We start from the raw sequence: 18256 nt of genomic DNA on the forward strand, positions 1-18256 counted from the left end.
TGGAAGAATTATCGTGCAGAACGCTGACTCGACTTAATCAGACCTTCCTTAGCGTATTCCGCGTTCATCTTGGACGACTGCGGCCTCTGTCCGCGCGAGCCCAATATGGACTGGCGCTCGGACTTCTCTAACAGCTTTTTGGGTGCGGGGAATTCTTGTTCCTACGCGCCTTCGATGCTTGTTGACGGGGATCAGCTAACGGGCTGGGTGGAAGGCGACGAAGGCGACGGCATTGGGGTCGACGTGGTCGTCCCGTCGCTCCTCGATCTGACTAAGCCGGTCCGGATCTGGTCTGGCTACGGCAAGTCCCCCGAACTCTTCGCCGCGAACGGGAGACCCAAGAGGGTACGGGTGACCGTGCTCCGCTTGCGCGCGGCGGAGCCGGACCCGCATGACGCGACCGGCTGCAGCACTTCCAAATACGTGGAGCCTGTAGTGGTCGCCGGGCATGAGGTCGAGCTACGCGACTTCAACGGCTACCAAGCGCTTCCAGTTCCTGAGTTTCAGCTCGAACACTATCTGGAGTATCCCATGGAGTGGTTGCTGATGGACGGTGACGAAAGGATGTTCTACCAGGAGAGGGTGGAGGCGGGGGAGGCAGTGCCCATTGAGCAGGAACTCACGGAATACAGGTACCTGCTCAGGTTGACGCTCTTGGAAGTATACCCGGGAACCCGGTACGCCGACACTGTGATCACGGAGATCGGCAACGGGCTGCCTTGAGGGAGGACGGCGGGCCTGCCGGTCTACTACGATCGGAACGGTGGTTTCTTGCCAGGTGGACACGAGGGGACCAAGCCGTCTATGGCGCAGAGTTCGCCCCGGCGGGCCGGCGGCCGGTGCTCAGAGTGAATACCGCAGAGAAAGCCGCAGACCGTGACCTCTGAGCCGCGCTTGGGTCGGCGCGAGATCGAGCGGCATCGGCTCGCGGCTCCCGTCGCGCCACACGACCCGGCCGTCGCCCCGCTCCGTGCGGACCTCGCCGAGGTCGGCATAGCGCCAGGCCAGATCCAGGCTCAGCCGCTCGTTCAGCGGAACTGCGACACCGGCCGTCGCCATCCAAGCCAAATCCACCCGGCTTCCGCCCGGGACCGTCGTCGTGGTCGCCGGGAACGCCATGGTGGTCTCTCCGATCCGGGCACGAACGACACCGACACCGGACCCGATGAATGGCGCAACTGGCCCCAGCTTGGGAACACCAAGCACGGCCAGGTCAAGGTAGCCGGCCAGCATCCCGGACACCGACGACAATTCCGCCGAGACTGATTGGCGGCGCTCGGGGGCGAGGAAGTTGGCGCGTCCCTCGAAGGTGAAACGCGGCCGGTATTCCACCAGCACCTCGAAGCGCATGGCATTCCCAGTCGCGTAGCCGAGTCCGAGTTCGACGGCCGGCAGAGTCCCAAAATCCCCGTGCGAGCGGTAGGGCGCGCCGTCTCCGCCGGTTCCGCAGCCGTAGAGCGCCGCCGGGGCGGTGCTGGCACAGTCGGTGTCGGTGAACGCCATGTCGCCGGGCCGTTCGAATCCGATACCGCCGCGAAGGTAAAGGTCGCCCGCTTCCGCGGCGCCAATGAACAGCCACATCCCGGCCACCATCGCGCAAACCGCAATCCGAAAACGTCCGCCGGGGACGCGCTGTTGGCGCGCTGACGCGCCCAGAATCCGAACGTTCGTGGAATGACAGCACATGGCGCGGACGCTACCACGGCACAGAGGTGAATCCAACCTGCACCCGGCAACGCCAACGCGCCGCTCCTTTCGCTGCTTGCCGGCCTTTCAGTCCAGTCCTCCAGTCCGTCTGAGGGCGTCTTTTTTTCCGGATTCGACCGAAATCGCCCCGGGAGCCGAATCGGGCGCAATCCGGACCAACCCGGCGTGGCCGGCCCAGCCGCCAACGTGGCAGAAGCCGTCTATGGGGCCGGAGGCGTAAAATCTGCACGGCGGCGAGATCCGAAAATCAGCTACAACGAATCCCCGAGCAGAGATCTTGCTCGGTCTCGGACGTTAGGTACAACGAGGCTTCGGAACCCGTCATCAGCTCTCGGCCGAATCACTCGTAGCCGACGGACTGTGACAACGCTTCGGCTGTCTCTGCGAACTTTCGGAGCCACGACCCGAAGATAAACGGTCCAAAACCGACGCGGTTAATCCCGATCGCCGCCATCCTTTCCAACGGAACCGCATCCGGGGTCGCGAGGGCGTTCAACGGCAGGGTGATCCGTGACCGGAGGACGGTGAGAGTCTCGGCATCACCAGGACCGATCGGGTAAATGCAGTCTACTACTTCGTCACGCCCGGCACCGCATCAGCCGGAACAAATTGAGAGGAAAATCGGGATCACCAGTTGAAAAGAAAGTGCCAATCCCGTATCTCATCTGGACAGAGTAACGGATTTCCAATCGCCGACTCAGGACGGATGAAGGGACGAAGAGAAGTCGCTCCACCGGACAGATTGTTTCTTGGAGGAGAAAGAATCATGTTGTATCGACTCACCTGTCTCAGAGGGTATCTTTCCGGCCTCCTGCTCGTGATGGGGATCGCAGGCTGTTCCGTTTCGGACCCGGCCGAGGTGCCGAAAGAGCCGTCGCCGCCAACGGACGGTCTGAGTGCGGCCCTCAGCTTTCATGCCTCCTTTGACCAGGGGCCGACCGCCGATTTCGCCCGAGGCGATTCGCAGATCTACACCGCGCCCAAGTACGACCAGCTCGATCAAGCGTCGCCGGGCATCGACGCCCCCGAAGTCACCATCGAGGCCAACGCGGGCCACATCGGAAGCGCGCTCAGATTCAGCCGGAGCTACAAACGCGCCCTGTTCTACAGGACGGAGAAGAACCTGGATTACTCGACCGAAGACTGGGCCGGCACCATCTCCTTCTGGCTCAATCTGGATCCGGATGAAGATCTGGAGTCCGGCTATTGCGACCCCATCCAGGTGACGGACACCGCCTACAACGACGCCTCAATCTGGGTGGACTTCAGCAAGGACCCGCCGCGCGAATTCAGGCTCGGGGTCTTCGGCGATCTCGAGGTATGGAATCCCCAGAATATCTCCCCCAATGACAACCCCGATTTCATGGGGCGCCTGGTGTCGGTCAAGCGGCCTCCATTCAAACGCGGCAGTTGGACCCACATCATGATCACCTGGACCGGCCTGAACAGCCCTGCCGGCGGCACGGCACGGCTCTATCTCGATGGTGAAAACCAGGGCGCCACCGAAGGGATTCGCGAACCGTTCACCTGGGATCTTTCCGCCAGCACGATCCGGCTGGGAATCAACTACGTCGGCCTGTTCGACGAGCTGGCGGTGTTTGACAGAGCCCTCGGCGACGAAGAAGTCCGGACTCTCCACCACCTCGACAGCGGCATCGCCTCTCTCTACTAGCTCCTGGGAAACCGCTCAATGGGAGGGGACAGTCTTGCCCCCGTTTGGGAGAGAATTCCCCACCCTTCGTCAAGCGGGAGGAGAAGCCCTCCCAGGGTGACCCTTTGTGTGGTCGCCCGCGCCTATCGGTAAGCGTCAGGATGAAACATACGGCATGGCCATCCGATCCGGCGGGTTGCCGGAACGGACACTCAGGTTTTATACCATGTGTCCAATACGACCCACCGGGCTACCGCCCAGACAGGGAGATACGGGGTCCGGTTCTTGTTACCCCAGGGACGCCTTGTGCGTCCCTGTGTCCTTTTACAATGTGAAATGCTCGGTGATGACTCCACATTTGGAAGACGCCACCGCGTTCGGGTATTCGTCCGCTTCTGGAACTACACTCTCTCCATGCGGGACGTCGATGAAGACTTTCGCACGGATTGGTCGAAGCAGCTTCAAATTGAAGAAGGCGTCAACTGCAGTCCCCCGGTGAACCGGGCGATGCCGTCCGGATTCCACTCCAGGCCGAGTCCGGGGCCGTCCGGGATCGGAATCATCCCGTCTTCGTCGGGACGAATCGGAACCGCCAACAGGTCTTCAATGTAGGGTGCCGGCGTGATGTATTCGACCCAGCTTGCACACGGGACCGCCGCGACGAGTTGCAGGTCGGCGGCCAGCCCGACGGCCGTATTCCAGCCGTGAGGGACGAAACGGATCGAGTGGTCGTCCGCGTATTGGGCGATCCGGAATTCCTCGCTGATCCCTCCGACTTTGGTGACGTCGGGCTGGATGTAGTCCACAGCTCGCCGTTCGATCCACTCGATGAATGACTGCCGCCGGGTGAAGACCTCGCAGCCGGAAATGGGCAGCGGCGCATTTTCGGTCAGTTTTACGTATCCGTCGAGATCATCCGGACGCAACGGTTCCTCGAACCAGGCGATTTCGTAGTCGGAGAGCATCCGCGAGGTCTGCAGCCCCCACTTGTAGCCGTGGGGCCAGAAGGCATCCGAACCTCCGGCGTCCACCATCAATTCGACCTCAGCCCCCACCGTTTCGCGCGCGGCCTTGACGATGGCCTCGTCGGTCTTCCGGTCGCGGCGGCCGAACGGGCCCCAACCGATCTTGAAGGCGCGGAATCCCCGGTTGAGCCCGTCTTCCAGCGAAGCTCGAAGGATTTCGGGTTCATCCATCAGCAGGGACCCGTACGGTTTGATCTTTTCCCGGTAGCGGCCTCCCAGCAGCCGGCTGACGGGTTGGCCGGTGACCTTCCCGAGAATGTCCCAGAGAGCGATGTCGATACCTGAAATGGCATGGGTGACTGCCCCGCCGCGGCCCTGCCAGAAGGTCTGCTGGTGGCAGGTCTCGGTCGTCACCGCCGGGTCCAGGGCGGAAGCGCCGATGAGGAAGGGCCGCATCACGTCGATGGCGCCCCGGATCAGCCGTTCCGAGGTGAAGACGCTGCCCAGTCCGGTGACCCCTTCATCGGTGATGACCTCGACCAGAGTGTGAAGGTTGTTTTCGAGGTCGGAGAACTTTTCGTCCCACCCTCCATCGGGGGTTTCACCGCGGAGCGGGAGGAGACGGATGTCTCGAATCTTCATTGAGATCACAACCCCTGGACTGCCCGCCAGGATGCGTCTACCAGCAGACGCTGAATGGGAGCGGCGGCTTTCTTGCCGCCGAACTCCGGATGAGCAATTCGGCAACGATGACCGGGTAACAAGAAGGTCACGCCAGCCAAGCTTTACTCAGAAACCGTGACTTGCCACGTCACACTTCGTGGCCCGCAGCTACCGGCTCATGGCGGAGCTGCTGACGCCGGGATTCCGTGGCCTCACGGTCCACGGCCAGATGGTCGCCGATCACCACGCCGTATTCATCTCGAGCCGCCTGCACCGACACTTTCTCGTTCCTGACGTCCCGCTGAACGGTTTCGGCAGGCCGATCGAGAGGTTCGCCCCAGCCGCCGCCCCCGGGTTGCCGATGGTAGAGGACGTCCCCTTCCTTCAGCGTGCTGGAGATCATGACGGGAAGCACTTCCTGGTCCCCATCCCGGGTCAAGATGGTAAGAGAACCGGTTCCAGGTTTCCCCGAGTAGAGTCCATAGGGAAGGTGGTCGCGCCGATCGGAACGGATGGCCAGGTGAGTTTCGCCCTCCAGCAACTCCCATTCCCGTTCGACGGCCAGGCCGCCCCGGTACTTTCCGGCGCCTCCCGAGTCTCCCACCAGCCCGTAACGCCGGATCCGGAGCGGGTACTCGGTTTCGGCATGCTCCACGGGGATGTTGCTGGCGACGTTGATGGGATTGCAAAGGCCGTCGTTGCCGTCCCGGTCGGGGCGGCCGCCCCAGGTCCCGGTCATCAGTTCGTAGTAGACATAGGGCGAGCGGTCCTTTCGCAAACCTCCGATCACCACCAAGGTGTTGCCCCCTTCGCCGGCCGCCAGGATCCGATCGGGCAGCAGGCCGGCCAGCGCGCCGAAGATGGTATCGACCATGCGAAACCCGGTCACCCCGCGCATGGAGGAGGCCCCGGGCATCACGACGTCGACCACGGTGCCGGGCTCGGTGATGATGCTCAGGGGTCTGAACATGCCGGCGGTATTGGGCACCTCCTCCCGCATGGCGCACCGGACACAGACGGCGACGGCGCCTTCGGTGAAGGAGAGCGTGCTGTTGAGCGCACCCCGGACCTGCGGATCGGTGCCGGTGAAGTCGGCGGTCAGGGAATCGCCTTCGACAGTGATCTTCACCTGTATGCGCACCCTCGGCCCGTCGACCCCGTCGCTGTCCATGTAGTCGGTAAAGGTGTTGCTGCCGTCGGGCCAAGTGGCGATCTCGGCCCGCATGAGACGCTCGGTGTATGCGATGAGATCGTCGGCACAGTCGGCAAAGGTCTGAGGGCCGTGCCGCTCCACGAGGGCCTGCACCGCGCGGGCGCCGATATTGCAGGCGGCGACCTGCGCCCGGAGATCGCCGATGGTCTGTTCGGGAACCCGGACGTTGGTTCGCATCAACTCGAAGATCGACACATCCGGTTCCCCCCGGTGGAAGAGCTTGAGCCACGGGATGCGGAATCCCTCCTGAAAAATCTCCGTGTTGTCACAAGCCGAGCTTCCGGGCAGGCGTCCGCCCAGATCCAGGTGGTGGGCCGTGCTGACGGCGAAGGAGACCAAGTGGCCCTCGATGAATACCGGTTTGACGACATAGATGTCGGGGATGTGCATTCCGCCGCCGAAAGGATCGTTCATGATGAAAACGTCCTCCGGCTCCATGTCGTCACCGTACTTTTCCAACAGCGTCTCCATGGCGTGAGGAACCGATCCCAGATGGAGGGGAATCGTGACGCCTTGCGCGATCATCTCGCCCTGGGCGTTGCACAGCGAGGTGGAATAGTCGAGACAGTCCCGGACGATGGTGGAGTATGCCGTGCGATAGAGCGCCAGAGACATCTCGTCGGCGGCCGACGAGAGGGCGTTCTGGATGATCTCACGAGTGATGGGATCGATTTCAGCCATCGGCGAACTCCAGGTTCAGATTTCCCTGCGGGTCCAGCGAGGCCCGCGCGTCGGGCGGCACGACGATGGTGGAATCGTATTCGTCGATCAACAGGGGACCATTCCGGGGGTCTTTCAGGTCGCTTCGGCCCACAACGGGCGTGTCCATGACGTTTCCGGAAAAACAGGCCCTGCGGCTGGGCGCCCGGGTGCCCAGGTACTCGGCGGGCTTCAAGGCCCCCTCCTGGCGCGGTTCCCCGGCCCGGCCGATCAAGCGGACGGCCACCACCTCGATGGGGTTGTCGGGGTCGGAACGATGTCCGTAGAGTTTCTCGTGCTCCGCCACGAAATCGCTGCACAGATCCTGGACGGTCTGGTCTCCGATCCGGTCCGCGGTGACCTCCAAGCGGATCTCGGAGGTCTGTCCCTTGAAGCGCACGTCGCAGGCAGCCGACAGCCGGACCTGTTCGGCGGGGAAGCCCTCGGCCTTGAACTGCGCCAGCATGTTCCGGCGCATCTCGTCTCGCACGTTGCGCAGCGCCGCCGCCGTCAAATCCGGACCCGAAAGCAGACAACTCCGAACGTCGTGGTGCTCGATTCCGGAGAAGAGGAGCCCCAAGGCGCTGAAAAGGCCCGGCAGCGCAGGAACGATCACCCGGCTGATGCCCAGTTCACGCGCCAACCCCGCAGCATGGATCGGTCCCGACCCCCCGAACGCCATCAACACGAAACTTCTCGGGTCGCGGCCTCGTTCGGTGGAGACAGCCCGCAATGCCCGCATGGTGCGGGCATTTCCGATGCGGTGGATGCCTTCCGCCGCCTGGATGAGATCCAGGTCCAAGGGTGTTGCGATCATGTCCGTGATCGCTCTCTCGGCGGATTCGCGGTCGATGCTGACCTGGCCGTCCGCCAGGTCGCCGGGCCGGATGTAGCCCAGGACTACGTTGGCGTCCGTCAGGGTGGGCGCCTGGCCACCCCGCTGGTAGCAGACGGGGCCGGGCACGGCGCCGGCGCTGCGCGGACCGACCCGAAGGCCTCCGGCCCGGTCCAGGTAGGCAATGCTTCCGCCGCCGGCTCCCACCTCGGCAATGTCGATGCTGGGCGCCCGAATCAATTCTCCCCCGCCCCCCACCAGCCGGCTGACGACCGACAATGAGGAGCCGACCTCGTATTCCGGACTGTAGTCGATCTTCCCGCCTTCGATCATGGAGGCCTTGGCCGTGGTTCCCCCCATGTCCAGGGTGATGACGTTGCCGATCCCGAGACGGCGGGCGGTGAAACCCGCGGCCAGGACTCCGGCCGCCGGACCCGATTCCAGCACGAAGACGGGCCGCCGCGCCGCGTTGTCGTCCGGCGTCAATCCACCCGCCGACTGCATGATGTGCAGCGGCGCTTCGATCTCCAGATCGTTGAGTCCGTGGCGCAGGGCATTCAGGTAGACGTGCATGATGGGCCGCACGTAAGCGTTGACCACTGTGGTTGCCGTCCGTTCGTACTCCTTGCGCTCCGGCAGGACTTCGTGGGAAAGGGACACGGGCGTGTCGGGAAAGTGCCGGCGCAGGAACCGGCCCACGGCAACCTCATGCTGCGGAAAGGCGTAGGAATGCAGGAAACAGACGGCGATGGACTCCACCGCCTCGGCCTCCAACCGCTCCTTGATGCGCCACAGATCGGATTCGTCCAGCGGCGTCAGGACGGTGCCGTCAGCCGCGATCCGTTCGTCGATTTCGAACCTCAGATAGCGTTCGACCAGGATCTCCGGTTTGTCGAAGAACACGTCGTAGATCTGGGGAGCCCGGATGCGGCGCAACTCGAGGACGTCCCGGAAGCCTTTGGTGGTGATCAGGGCCGTCTTGGCGCCCCGATGTTCCAGGACGGCGTTGGTGGCCACGGTGGTCCCGTGGGCGACCTGCCTCACCGCCGGACCGCCGGTCTGGCTCTGGCGCAAGAGACTCTCGCTGGCGAGCAGGACCGCCTGCTCGAAATCGGGAGGGGTCGACGGTACCTTGTGACTCCAGATTCTGCCTTCGGCGTCCAGGAGGATCACGTCCGTGAAGGTTCCGCCGACATCGGCGCCAATCCGGATCTGTTCTTGTTGCTGGCTCACATCTCAATCATCAGGTGACGTGCCGGTTTTTCGCGTACTCCTCCGGAGTTGGACGTGCGGGAACTGGTCACCTCCGAAGTGTCTTCTCCGTGGGAAAGTAGCCTAACTTGCACTGTTTACTGGTTCAAGAGTCCAACGCTCCATCTTCCCCTGCTTGGGTGCTGGGAAAGGTCGGCTCCAGGGCTTCATGCGGGGCCGGACAACGCGTAGTCGGTTCGAGGCATTTGGGCTATCCTTTTTCTCAGGGCAGCAGGGACCGTGTCCAGTCCCGAAAGGGTACTGGTTCGACGCTACAACAGACCGATCACTGGAAGCTGACCTGACATGGAAGAGATGGACCGATCACTGGTCCTGAAGGCCTACGAAGACATGTTGGTCATTCGGGCGTTCGAGGAGGAGGTGACTCGCCAGTTTCGGGGCGGCAATTTCCCTCGCCATGCCCACACCTGCCAGGGACAGGAGGCGGTCGCGGTCGGAGTCTGCCAAGCCCTGGAGCCGGACGATTTCATCACCAGCACTCACCGGGGCCATGGCCACCTCATCGCCAAAGGGGCGGACCTGCGCCGCTCAATGGCCGAATTTGCCGGCAAAGCCACCGGGTATTGCAAGGGCAAGGGCGGCGAGATGCACGTCATCGATCTCCAGATCGGGATGCTGGGGGCGGTCAGTGTCGTAGGTGGCGGAATTCCGCTCGCAGTGGGAAGCGGCCTGGCCAGCCAAGTGGGACGTGACACCCGTGTCACCGTCTGCTTTTTCGGCGACGGAGCCGCCAACCAGGGGACTTTTCACGAGGGACTCAATCTCGCCGCGGCCTGGAAGCTCCCCGTCGTCTTCGTCTGCGAGAACAACGGTTATGCCATGACGGTGAAGTCGTCGAACGTCACTTCCGTCAGGGACCTGGCCGTCCGGGCCGTTTCCTATGGGATTCCCGGGTGCAGTGTCGACGGTAACGATTTCGCTGCCGTCCATGAGGCGGCCAAGAGGGCGGTGGGGGAGGCCCGGGACGGCAAGGGCCCGTCCCTGATCGTCTGCAATACCTTCCGCTATGAGCCGCACGCCACCGTCTTTCCGCCTGCCCTGCATCCGGCGCCGGCGGATGAGGTCAAGGAATGGAAGGATCGAGATCCCATCACCCTTCTCCGTCGTGATCAGGCGCAAGTCCTGACGGAGGAAGAGGATTTGGCCGTTCGTGATCGTGTGCGTGTTCGTGTGGCGGACGCCCTTCGCTTTTCATTGGATTCGGATTGGCCGGATCCGTCCGAAGCCGCCACGGATGTCTACGCGCCGGCATACGCTCCACCCCAGCCGGAGCCACCGGCAGGCGGCCGCGACATCACCTGTACCGAGGCTCTCAACGAGGCGCTTCGGGAGGAGATGGAGCGTGACGATGGCCTGATCGTCATCGGAGAGGACGTCGAAATCCTGGGAGGCTTGTTCGGAGTCACGCGCGGACTGGCCCGTGAGTTCAAAGACCGCGTCCGGGATACGCCGATCTCGGAGAATTCCTTCACCGGAGTGGGGATCGGAGCGGCCGTGCGGGGCTATCGGGTCGTGGTGGAACTGATGTACGTGGACTTCACGACCCTGGCCATGGACCAGATCGTGAATCTTGGGGCCAAACTCCACTACATGACCGGCGGCCAGGTCAAGGTGCCGGTGGTGATTCGGACGGCGACGGGCGCCGGCGGCAGCGGCAGCGCGACCCATTCCCAGAGCCTGGAGGCCTGGCTCTACCACGTGCCTGGTTTGAAGTTGGTCATGCCGGCCACACCCTACGATGCCAAGGGTCTGATGAAGACCGCGATCCGGGACGACAACCCGGTCCTGTTCCTGGAGCATAAGCTTCTCTATCAGGCCAAGGGTCCGGTCCCCGGGATCGACTATGCGATTCCTTTCGGGGAAGCGGTCGTCCGCCGGCCCGGAAAGGATGTCACCGTGGTGGCCACCGGAGCCATGGTCCAGGAGGCTCTCAAGGCAGCCGACGATATGTCCCGGCTGGAGAACGTCGAACTGGAGGTGATCGATCCCCGGACCATCGTGCCCCTCGATCTGGAAACCATCGTCTCTTCGGTCAGAAAGACGCGCGCGGCGGTGGTTTTGAACGAGGCTCCGCGCCAGGGCTCCTTTGCGGCCTGCCTGGCCGGCCAAATCGGCGAAGCGGCATTCGACTGGCTGGACGCTCCCGTCGTCGCGTTGGGAATGCAACATACGCCCATTCCGTTTTCTCCTGCTTTGGAAAAAGAGTTGATTCCCAATGCCGAATTGCTGAAGGACACGGTCCGGGAACAGCTGGACCTTTGAGTCGCCATGGTGCAATCGGTTTGAAGTCAGGAATGCCGCTCGGCTCGGGTTGTCGGCCATGACCGATCTCAGAATGCCCGCATACGGAATCTCCGATGCTGGCGGCACCGTGATTCGGTGGCTGAAGCAGACCGGGGACGCCGTTCAAGCGGGCGAATCCCTCGTCCTGGTCGAGACCGAAAAGGCGGCGGTGGAGCTGGAGGCTCCGGCCACCGGGATCCTGCGGGAAATTCGTGTCTTGGAAGGTCATGTGTCCGTCGCACAACTCCTGGCCGTCATCGAGGACGAGACTGCCGCCGGCGAAACACTGATCTCGCGTCCGACTCCCGCCGAACCGGCGAAAGCGGGATTCGCCGCGGTAGGTGCTCCGGAGGCTCCCACTGTGCCACGGGGCCGGTCCCGCCCGTCCGGGCTCTCGGCCGAACCCAACGTGCGCGCGGCGCCCGCAGCCCGGCGCCTGGCCCGGAAGCATGGCATCGATCTGGCCGGAATCCGCGGAACCGGGCCCAGAGGCCGGATCGTCCGGGCCGATGTGGAGCGACAGATTGGTGGCCGGAGGGTCGACCTTCAGTCACCGACCTCCCGGGGGCAAGTGGTCCAAGAAATGACCGGGCGACTGGAAGTCGCCCCTCCTGGCGCGGCGGAACGAGAGGAACTCTCGCAGATCAGGCGTGTGGTGGCTCAGCGAATGATTGAGAGCGCCACAATCCCCCAGTTCCATCTGACGGTGGACGTCGACGCCGGTGTCCTGTTGAAAGCGCAACGAGAACGGCGGCAGGCGGGCCGGCGCGTCTCGATTACCGCATTCCTGGTGAAGGCGTTGGCGGAATCGCTGGAGCGCAATCGCCGTTTCAATGCCTCCTGGAAGGGGGATCACATCGAGATCCACCGCCAGGTGAATATCAATGTCGCCGTGGCCACTGATCGAGGCCTGCTGGTTCCCGTCCTTCGTGATTGCGCCTCCCAGACCATCGATGAGATCGACGAACAACTGAGCGGTCTGGTCGATCGTGCCCGAAAGGGAAGAACCCGTCCCGAAGAGTTCGCCGGAGGGACCTTCACTCTGAGCAACCTCGGCATGTACGGGATCCGTGAGTTCAACGGCCTGATCAATCCGCCCCAGAGTGCGTTGCTGGCCGTCGGCGAGATTCGTGAACGCCCCTTCGTGAACCAGGGTGTGATCGGCATCCGGTCCGAGATGTCCCTCACGCTGGCGGCGGATCATCGGGTTGTCGACGGCGCCGAGGCCGCCCAATTCCTGGACAGTTTGCGAAAAAGCCTGACTCGCCTGTAGCGCCGGTCGCGGGAAACGGCCACTCCCTTCCGGAGCGGGTCAACCCATCGAATCGAGACTGGCTTCAATCCCGATTCGAATCATTCGGGAATGACCGGCAGGATCACATGAGACGGGTATCGGTCGTCGTGGTAGATGGTCTGCGTCCCGCCCAAGGTGGGGCTCCATCCCCCGAAAGTTCTCATTCCACACTCCTCGCTCCTGCGCCCAAGGACTATAATCCCCGGCATGTCTTCCCTGGCGCCTTTCGCCATGAGAGTCGAAGACAGCGAGGGGCGGCGCTACCCCGAGCCGGAGCACCCCTATCGCAACCCGTTCCAGCGGGACCGGGACCGCATCGTTCACGCCAAGGCGTTTCGCCGGCTGGAGAAGAAGACCCAGGTCTTCAATCCCAACTATTCGGATCACTTCCGGAACCGGCTGACCCATACCCTCGAGGTCAGCCAGATCGCGCGCACCATCGCCTCGGCACTCCGTCTGAACAATGATCTATGCGAGGTCCTGGCGCTGAGTCACGACATCGGCCACCCCCCGTTCAGCCACGCCGGAGAGGAGGTTCTGGACCGTATCATGAGGTCGCACGGTTCGGGGTTCGAGCATAACCTCCATGCCTTGCGGATCATCGAAGATTTCGAAGAGCGCTACGCTCGATTCCCGGGTTTGAACCTGACGTTCGAGGTTCGCGAGGGGATCGTGAAGCACAGCCGCGACTACGCTCCCGGCGACCAACCCTACGTGGACATCGATGGTTATCGAAAGGGGGAGCGCCCGCCCCTGGAGGCCCAATTGATCGATCTGGCCGACGAGGTGGCCTACAACACGGCGGACCTGGACGACGGCTACGGGTCCGGGCTGATCACTCTCGACCAGATGATGGAGGGATCGGCTCTCTTTCGGCGCCTGTACCTTCGGATCGAGGGGAATTTCCCCGGATCTTCCGAGGGAATTCTGGTCAGCGAGGCCATTCGCCGGCTCATCGACGTGCTGGTGACGGATCTGGTTCGAGCCACTCGTGACCGGATCCGCGCGGAGGCGCTCGATTCGGTGGAAGCCGTCCGGAGATTTCCGAGCCGGGTGGTCCGGTTCGGCCCGGAAATCGGCGGTCTCAGCCGGCAGCTCAAGGGCTTTCTGCGCGACAATCTTTATCACCATCCCGACTTGGAGCGTCCCCGGCGGCGCGCCAAGGCGCTGATCGCCGATCTCTTCCGTTACTATGAGGAAGATCCGGCAAAACTGCCTCCGCCCCATTTCGACCGGATCGGGGAGCGCGGAGTTCAGCGAGTCGTCTGCGACTACATCGCGGGCATGACGGATTCCTTCGCCCGCAAGATCCGGGGCCGGATCTCCAGTCATGCGGGATAGCGGAACATATTGAAAAGAAAAGGGTTGAGCCTTTTCTTCGGGATCGGCTCCCCTTGACAAGAAGGCGGTTTTTGGAGTAGATTCCCAAACTTCATTCCAATCTTCGTTTTGGGGACAGGAAATGGTGGTGGACATCGGGCGGCTGAAAAAGACAGGAGAGCCCCGGTCGCTGGACTTGGCGATCACCAACCGGGACTTGGCTTTGGGTCCGTCGGTCTGCAATATGAACCGCCCGGCCCGGGCCCAGGTCAGCCTGGCGGTCGCCGGCGACGCCGTTCGGGTCGCGGGCGCCGTGAAGGCCGATCTGCAGGTCTCCTGCAGCCGCTGCCTCAAGCCCGTCGACTGGTCCCTGAACAAGGAGTTCGACCTGGAGTACCACCCGGACCCGGAGGTCAGCCGGGAAGGGGAGGAAATCGAGCTCGAGTTTGGAGATCTGACGGTGGGGTTCTACCGGAACGAGCAATTGGACGTGGGCGCATCGGTGGGCGAGCAGATCGTCCTGGAGCTCCCCATGAAGCCCGTATGCAAGGAGAGCTGCGAGGGCCTGTGCGACCAGTGCGGGCAGGATCTGAACGAAGGGGCCTGTTCCTGTTCCGGGCGTCCCCTGGATCCCCGGCTGGCCATGCTGGCCGATCTCAAGCTCAAGATGAACCGCAAACAGTGAAAGGCCGGAACGGGACCTCCGCCGCGTGAAGCGCGGGTGGAGCGCCCGGGCCCGCCAGAGGACAAGATTGTGGCCAATCCCAAGAGACGACATTCCAGGGCCCGCAGGGGACGAAGGAGATCTCACGATTTCCTGACGGCCCCGAGTCTGGCCACCTGCAGCCACCAATGCGGCAGCACCGTGCTTCCCCATCGCGTCTGTCCCGAGTGCGGATATTACAAGGGGCGGCAGGTCATCAAGGCGGGGGAGGCGTAGCCGGCCGTGGCGCCGCGTTGCCGTCCTGCTTCCCGTCTTGAGGTTTCATGATCGCTTTCGTGTTTCCGGGTCAGGGGTCCCAGGCCCCCGGAATGGGCCGGGACGTGGCTGAGGCCTATCCGGCGGCCCGGGAGGTCTTCGCTCAGGCCGACGCCGCGTTGGGATTCGGCCTCAGCGAAATCTGCCACCGGGGCAGCCGCCAGGATCTGGCGCTGACCGCCAATACCCAGCCAGCGATTCTGAGCACGTCGGTTGCTCTCCTGAGGGCGTTGGGCGAGCGGGGACGCCGGCCCGATTTTGTCGCGGGTCACAGTTTGGGAGAGTATTCCGCGCTGGTTGCGGCCGGGGCCTTGGAGTTCACCGATGCCGTTCGCCTGGTGCGCCGGCGCGGCCGGTTCATGCAGGAGGCGGTCCCGGTGGGAAAGGGAAGCATGGCTGCGATTCTGGGGCTGGACGCCGGCCCCCTGGAGGAAGTCTGCCGCGAAGCCGCGCAGGGTCAGGTGGTCTCTGCCGCGAACCTCAACTCTCCTCAGCAGGTCGTCATTGCGGGGCACCGCGCCGCCGTGGATCGTGCCTGCCGGCTGGCGCGGTCGCGGGGCGCCCGGCGGGCGCTGCGGTTGCCGGTGAGCGCTCCGTTTCATTGTGCTCTGATGGAGCCGGCCCGGCAACGCCTGAAGCCGATACTCGAGGAGACCCGGTTTGCAGACCTGGCCTGTCCTCTGATCAATAACGTTGATGGACGGGCCGTTACTGCTGGCGCCGAGGCGCGGGACGGCCTGATTCGCCAGGTGACCGCCCCCGTCCAATGGCGCCGCTCGGTGGAGGCGCTCTGGGAAATGGGCGCCCGGACGTTCGTCGAGGTCGGGCCGGGCCGGGTGCTGAGCCGTCTGATACGGCAGATCGTGCCCGACGCCGAGGCGATGTGGATCGGGAACCGTGCCGAGGTGGAGGCCTATGTTTGATTTTTCCGGGCAGGTCGCACTGGTGACAGGAGCCTCGCGTGGCATCGGCCGCCGCGTCGCGGAGGCCCTCTCGAACCACGGGGCAAGCGTCGCCCTCGTTTCCCGGACGCAGGCGGAAATCGAGAGTGTGGCGGCCACTGTTGGGGAGTCGGGCCAGCCCACGCTGGGGGTCGCCATGGATATCTCGTCGCCTCCCTCCGTTCAGGAGGGGGTGAAGCAGGTGCTGGACGAGTTCGGAAGGATCGATATTCTGGTGAACAACGCCGCAATCGTCCGGGACAAACTGTTGCTCCGAATGACGGAGGAGGATTGGCGCCAGGTTCTCAACACCAACCTGGACGGCGTCTTTCGGGTCACCCGGGCGGTCGTCCGGAGCATGATCAGGCAGCGTTACGGCAGAATCGTAAACCTGACCTCCGTGGTGGGACAGACCGGAAACCCGGGTCAGATCAACTACGTCTCCAGCAAAGCGGGAATCATCGGTTTCACCAAGGCGTTGGCCAGGGAGGTTGCCGCGCGAAACATCACTGTGAATGCCGTTTCCCCGGGATTCATCGACACCGATATGACTCGCAGCCTTCCTTCCCGAGCCCGTTCCGGACTGGAAGCCACCATCCCCCTGCGGCGGCCCGGAACCGTCGGGGAAGTGGCTTACGGAGTGCAGTTTCTGGCTTCAAGGGACGCTGGATATGTAACGGGGCATGTGCTAAACGTAAACGGCGGCATGTATATGTAGTTCACTCCGCGTTCGCGAGCCTCATACGGCGCGGGCCCGGTGCCACCGGTCCCCATTAAAAACTTGGTGGAGGAACCAGGTCATCGGTCGAGGATAACGCGGTATCGATCATTATCGGAAACACGATTGGAGGAGCCATGTCATCGGTCGAGGAGCAAGTGAAAGCGATCATTGTGGACCAGCTTGGAGTCAACGATTCGGACGTGAGCGCCGACGCCCGCTTCATTGAGGATCTGGGCGCCGACTCGCTGGACACGGTGGAGTTGGTCATGAAGTTCGAAGAGGACTTCGAGCTGGAAATACCCGATGAAGACGCGGAAAAGATCCGCACCGTCCGTGACGCCATAGACTATATCGACGCTCAGCAGAAGTGATTCCAATTTAACGCGAAGCCCCACCGGGGACTTCGGGAGCGACGGCATCTTGAAGAGAAGGGTCGCGGTAACGGGCGTGGGCATGGTTTCGCCCGTCGGTTTGGACACGCGCGAAACCTGGGAGGCGCTGCTACACGGCAGGAGTGGTGTCGGATACGTCACCCGATTCGACACTTCCAAATTTCCCACCAAGATTGCCGCTGAAGTCAAGGGTTTCGATCCCCTCCTTTACCTGAGCCGCAAGGAGGTCCGGAAGATGGACCTCTTCATTCAATACGCCATTTCGGCCAGTGACTATGCCGTGGATGTTTCGGGACTCCGGATCACGCCCGAAAACGGCGAGCGAGTCGGCGTCTACATCGGATCGGGCATCGGCGGATTCGGCATCATCGAACGCGAGCACAACAATTTTCTGGCCCGGGGGCCGCGGCGGATTTCCCCCTTCTTCATTCCCTCGACCATCGTGAATCTGGCGGCGGGTCAAGTGTCCATCCGGATCGGCGCCATGGGACCCAATTCCGCCACTTGCACCGCCTGTTCAGCCGGTTCCCACGCGCTGGGGGACTCCTTCCGCATGATCCAGCGCGGTGAAACCGACGCCATGATTGCCGGAGGCACAGAAGCCGCCATCACCCCCATGGGCATGGGAGGCTTCTCCGCCATGAGAGCCCTTTCGAAGCGAAATGACGCTCCGGAGAAGGCCAGCCGCCCCTTTGACCGGAACCGGGATGGATTCGTCATGGGCGAGGGGGCGGGAATCCTGGTTCTGGAGGAATTGGAACAGGCCCGCAAGCGGGGAGCTGAAATCCTGGCTGAAGTCGTGGGTTACGGCATGAGCGGCGACGCTCACCACATCACGTCTCCTCCGGAAGATGGCGCGGGTGCTGTCCGGGCCATGAGGAAGACCTTGGAAGATGCCCAGGTTTCTCCGGAAGAGGTGGACTACATCAATGCCCACGGAACCAGTACCCCTCCAAACGATCGGATCGAGACTCTGGCGATCAAGACGGTCTTTGGGGATCATGCCCGCAAGCTGGCTGTCAGCGCCACCAAATCCATGACCGGCCATCTGCTGGGAGCGGCCGGCGGATTGGAAGGGGGCGTTGCGGTGCAGACCCTGAAGGACCAGGTCATTCCTCCTACCATCAACCTGGAAACTCCCGACCCGGACTGCGACCTGGATTATGTTCCCCACCAGGCACGGAAGGCGGATATTCGGTATGCTATGTCCAATTCTTTCGGCTTCGGGGGAACCAATGCCTGCCTGCTGTTCAAGCGGCACGAGCCTTGAATAGGCCTGCTTTTCAGGGGTATCGGCGGATGAAATGGCCGGGGTGCGGAA

15 protein-coding genes are annotated in these 18256 nt (G+C 63.1%); 11 read left to right on the forward strand and 4 right to left on the reverse strand.

Annotated features, from left to right (window positions below):
- Window positions 1-174 precede the first annotated feature (174 nt).
- The gene (locus OXT71_05465) at window positions 175-723 is read left to right on the forward strand and encodes a hypothetical protein (protein ID MDE2925829.1); all 549 of its coding nucleotides are present in this window, start codon (window positions 175-177) and stop codon (window positions 721-723) included.
- A gap of 120 nt (window positions 724-843) precedes the next feature.
- Here OXT71_05465 and OXT71_05470 read toward each other — a convergent pair whose 3' ends face one another.
- On the reverse strand, window positions 844-1581 hold the full coding sequence (locus OXT71_05470; protein ID MDE2925830.1) for a hypothetical protein: 738 nt from the start codon (window positions 1579-1581) through the stop codon (window positions 844-846).
- Window positions 1582-2473: 892 nt separating this feature from the next.
- Here OXT71_05470 and OXT71_05475 point away from each other — a divergent pair.
- Window positions 2474-3379: a hypothetical protein gene (locus OXT71_05475; GenBank protein ID MDE2925831.1), complete on the forward strand. Its 906-nt coding sequence runs from the start codon at window positions 2474-2476 to the stop codon at window positions 3377-3379.
- Between the two features lie 440 nt (window positions 3380-3819).
- On the opposite strand, the gene OXT71_05480 is transcribed toward OXT71_05475, so the two are convergent.
- The 3 genes from OXT71_05480 to OXT71_05490 all read right to left on the reverse strand — a co-directional run bounded on the left by OXT71_05480 (window position 3820) and on the right by OXT71_05490 (window position 8966).
- Window positions 3820-4965 carry a mandelate racemase/muconate lactonizing enzyme family protein gene (locus OXT71_05480; protein MDE2925832.1) on the reverse strand — a complete coding sequence of 382 codons (1146 nt, stop codon included), beginning with the start codon at window positions 4963-4965 and terminating at the stop codon, window positions 3820-3822.
- Between the two features lie 169 nt (window positions 4966-5134).
- Window positions 5135-6880 carry a hydantoinase B/oxoprolinase family protein gene (locus tag OXT71_05485; GenBank protein MDE2925833.1) on the reverse strand — a complete coding sequence of 582 codons (1746 nt, stop codon included), beginning with the start codon at window positions 6878-6880 and terminating at the stop codon, window positions 5135-5137.
- Window positions 6873-8966 (reverse strand): hydantoinase/oxoprolinase family protein, encoded by a 2094-nt coding sequence (locus OXT71_05490; GenBank protein MDE2925834.1) that lies wholly within the window; start codon window positions 8964-8966, stop codon window positions 6873-6875. Before OXT71_05490 ends, OXT71_05485 begins: the two co-directional genes overlap by 8 nt.
- A 324-nt stretch (window positions 8967-9290) precedes the next feature.
- On the opposite strand from OXT71_05490, the gene OXT71_05495 reads away from it, so the two are divergent.
- The 9 genes from OXT71_05495 (at window position 9291) to fabF (ending at window position 18205) form a co-directional block, all read left to right on the forward strand.
- On the forward strand, window positions 9291-11267 hold the full coding sequence (locus OXT71_05495; GenBank protein MDE2925835.1) for a dehydrogenase E1 component subunit alpha/beta: 1977 nt from the start codon (window positions 9291-9293) through the stop codon (window positions 11265-11267).
- Between the two features lie 58 nt (window positions 11268-11325).
- Window positions 11326-12561, forward strand: coding sequence for a dihydrolipoamide acetyltransferase family protein (locus tag OXT71_05500; GenBank protein MDE2925836.1), 1236 nt, complete (start codon window positions 11326-11328; stop codon window positions 12559-12561).
- A gap of 228 nt (window positions 12562-12789) precedes the next feature.
- Window positions 12790-13923 carry a deoxyguanosinetriphosphate triphosphohydrolase gene (locus tag OXT71_05505; protein ID MDE2925837.1) on the forward strand — a complete coding sequence of 378 codons (1134 nt, stop codon included), beginning with the start codon at window positions 12790-12792 and terminating at the stop codon, window positions 13921-13923.
- 127 nt (window positions 13924-14050) lie between these two features.
- A complete protein-coding gene (locus OXT71_05510) occupies window positions 14051-14587 on the forward strand; it encodes a DUF177 domain-containing protein (protein MDE2925838.1) in 537 nt (178 codons plus the stop codon).
- A gap of 69 nt (window positions 14588-14656) precedes the next feature.
- The gene (rpmF, locus tag OXT71_05515; protein MDE2925839.1) at window positions 14657-14842 is read left to right on the forward strand and encodes a 50S ribosomal protein L32; all 186 of its coding nucleotides are present in this window, start codon (window positions 14657-14659) and stop codon (window positions 14840-14842) included.
- A 47-nt stretch (window positions 14843-14889) separates the two neighbouring features.
- Complete coding sequence (fabD, locus tag OXT71_05520) at window positions 14890-15804, forward strand: ACP S-malonyltransferase (GenBank protein ID MDE2925840.1); 915 nt, start codon at window positions 14890-14892, stop codon at window positions 15802-15804.
- Complete coding sequence (gene fabG, locus OXT71_05525) at window positions 15797-16540, forward strand: 3-oxoacyl-[acyl-carrier-protein] reductase (GenBank protein ID MDE2925841.1); 744 nt, start codon at window positions 15797-15799, stop codon at window positions 16538-16540. Before fabD ends, fabG begins: the two co-directional genes overlap by 8 nt.
- A gap of 137 nt (window positions 16541-16677) precedes the next feature.
- The gene (acpP, locus tag OXT71_05530; protein MDE2925842.1) at window positions 16678-16914 is read left to right on the forward strand and encodes an acyl carrier protein; all 237 of its coding nucleotides are present in this window, start codon (window positions 16678-16680) and stop codon (window positions 16912-16914) included.
- Window positions 16915-16963: 49 nt separating this feature from the next.
- The gene (gene fabF / locus OXT71_05535; protein ID MDE2925843.1) at window positions 16964-18205 is read left to right on the forward strand and encodes a beta-ketoacyl-ACP synthase II; all 1242 of its coding nucleotides are present in this window, start codon (window positions 16964-16966) and stop codon (window positions 18203-18205) included.
- Window positions 18206-18256 lie beyond the last annotated feature (51 nt).

The organism is Acidobacteriota bacterium (assembly GCA_028874215.1).
Lineage (GTDB): Bacteria > Acidobacteriota > UBA6911 > RPQK01 > JAJDTT01 > JAJDTT01.

Excerpts from the sequence above, each read along its gene's own strand:
- OXT71_05475 (MDE2925831.1), top strand. The coding sequence starts at position 2,474 with ATGTTGTATCGACTCACCTGTCTCAGAGGGTATCTTTCCGGCCTCCTG.
- OXT71_05485 (MDE2925833.1), bottom strand. The coding sequence starts at position 6,880 with ATGGCTGAAATCGATCCCATCACTCGTGAGATCATCCAGAACGCCCTC.
- OXT71_05470 (MDE2925830.1), bottom strand. The coding sequence starts at position 1,581 with ATGTGGCTGTTCATTGGCGCCGCGGAAGCGGGCGACCTTTACCTTCGC.
- OXT71_05505 (MDE2925837.1), top strand. The coding sequence starts at position 12,790 with ATGTCTTCCCTGGCGCCTTTCGCCATGAGAGTCGAAGACAGCGAGGGG.
- OXT71_05495 (MDE2925835.1), top strand. The coding sequence starts at position 9,291 with ATGGAAGAGATGGACCGATCACTGGTCCTGAAGGCCTACGAAGACATG.
- OXT71_05465 (MDE2925829.1), top strand. The coding sequence starts at position 175 with ATGCTTGTTGACGGGGATCAGCTAACGGGCTGGGTGGAAGGCGACGAA.
- fabG (MDE2925841.1), top strand. The coding sequence starts at position 15,797 with ATGTTTGATTTTTCCGGGCAGGTCGCACTGGTGACAGGAGCCTCGCGT.
- acpP (MDE2925842.1), top strand. The coding sequence starts at position 16,678 with ATGTCATCGGTCGAGGAGCAAGTGAAAGCGATCATTGTGGACCAGCTT.
- OXT71_05480 (MDE2925832.1), bottom strand. The coding sequence starts at position 4,965 with ATGAAGATTCGAGACATCCGTCTCCTCCCGCTCCGCGGTGAAACCCCC.
- fabD (MDE2925840.1), top strand. The coding sequence starts at position 14,890 with ATGATCGCTTTCGTGTTTCCGGGTCAGGGGTCCCAGGCCCCCGGAATG.
- OXT71_05500 (MDE2925836.1), top strand. The coding sequence starts at position 11,326 with ATGACCGATCTCAGAATGCCCGCATACGGAATCTCCGATGCTGGCGGC.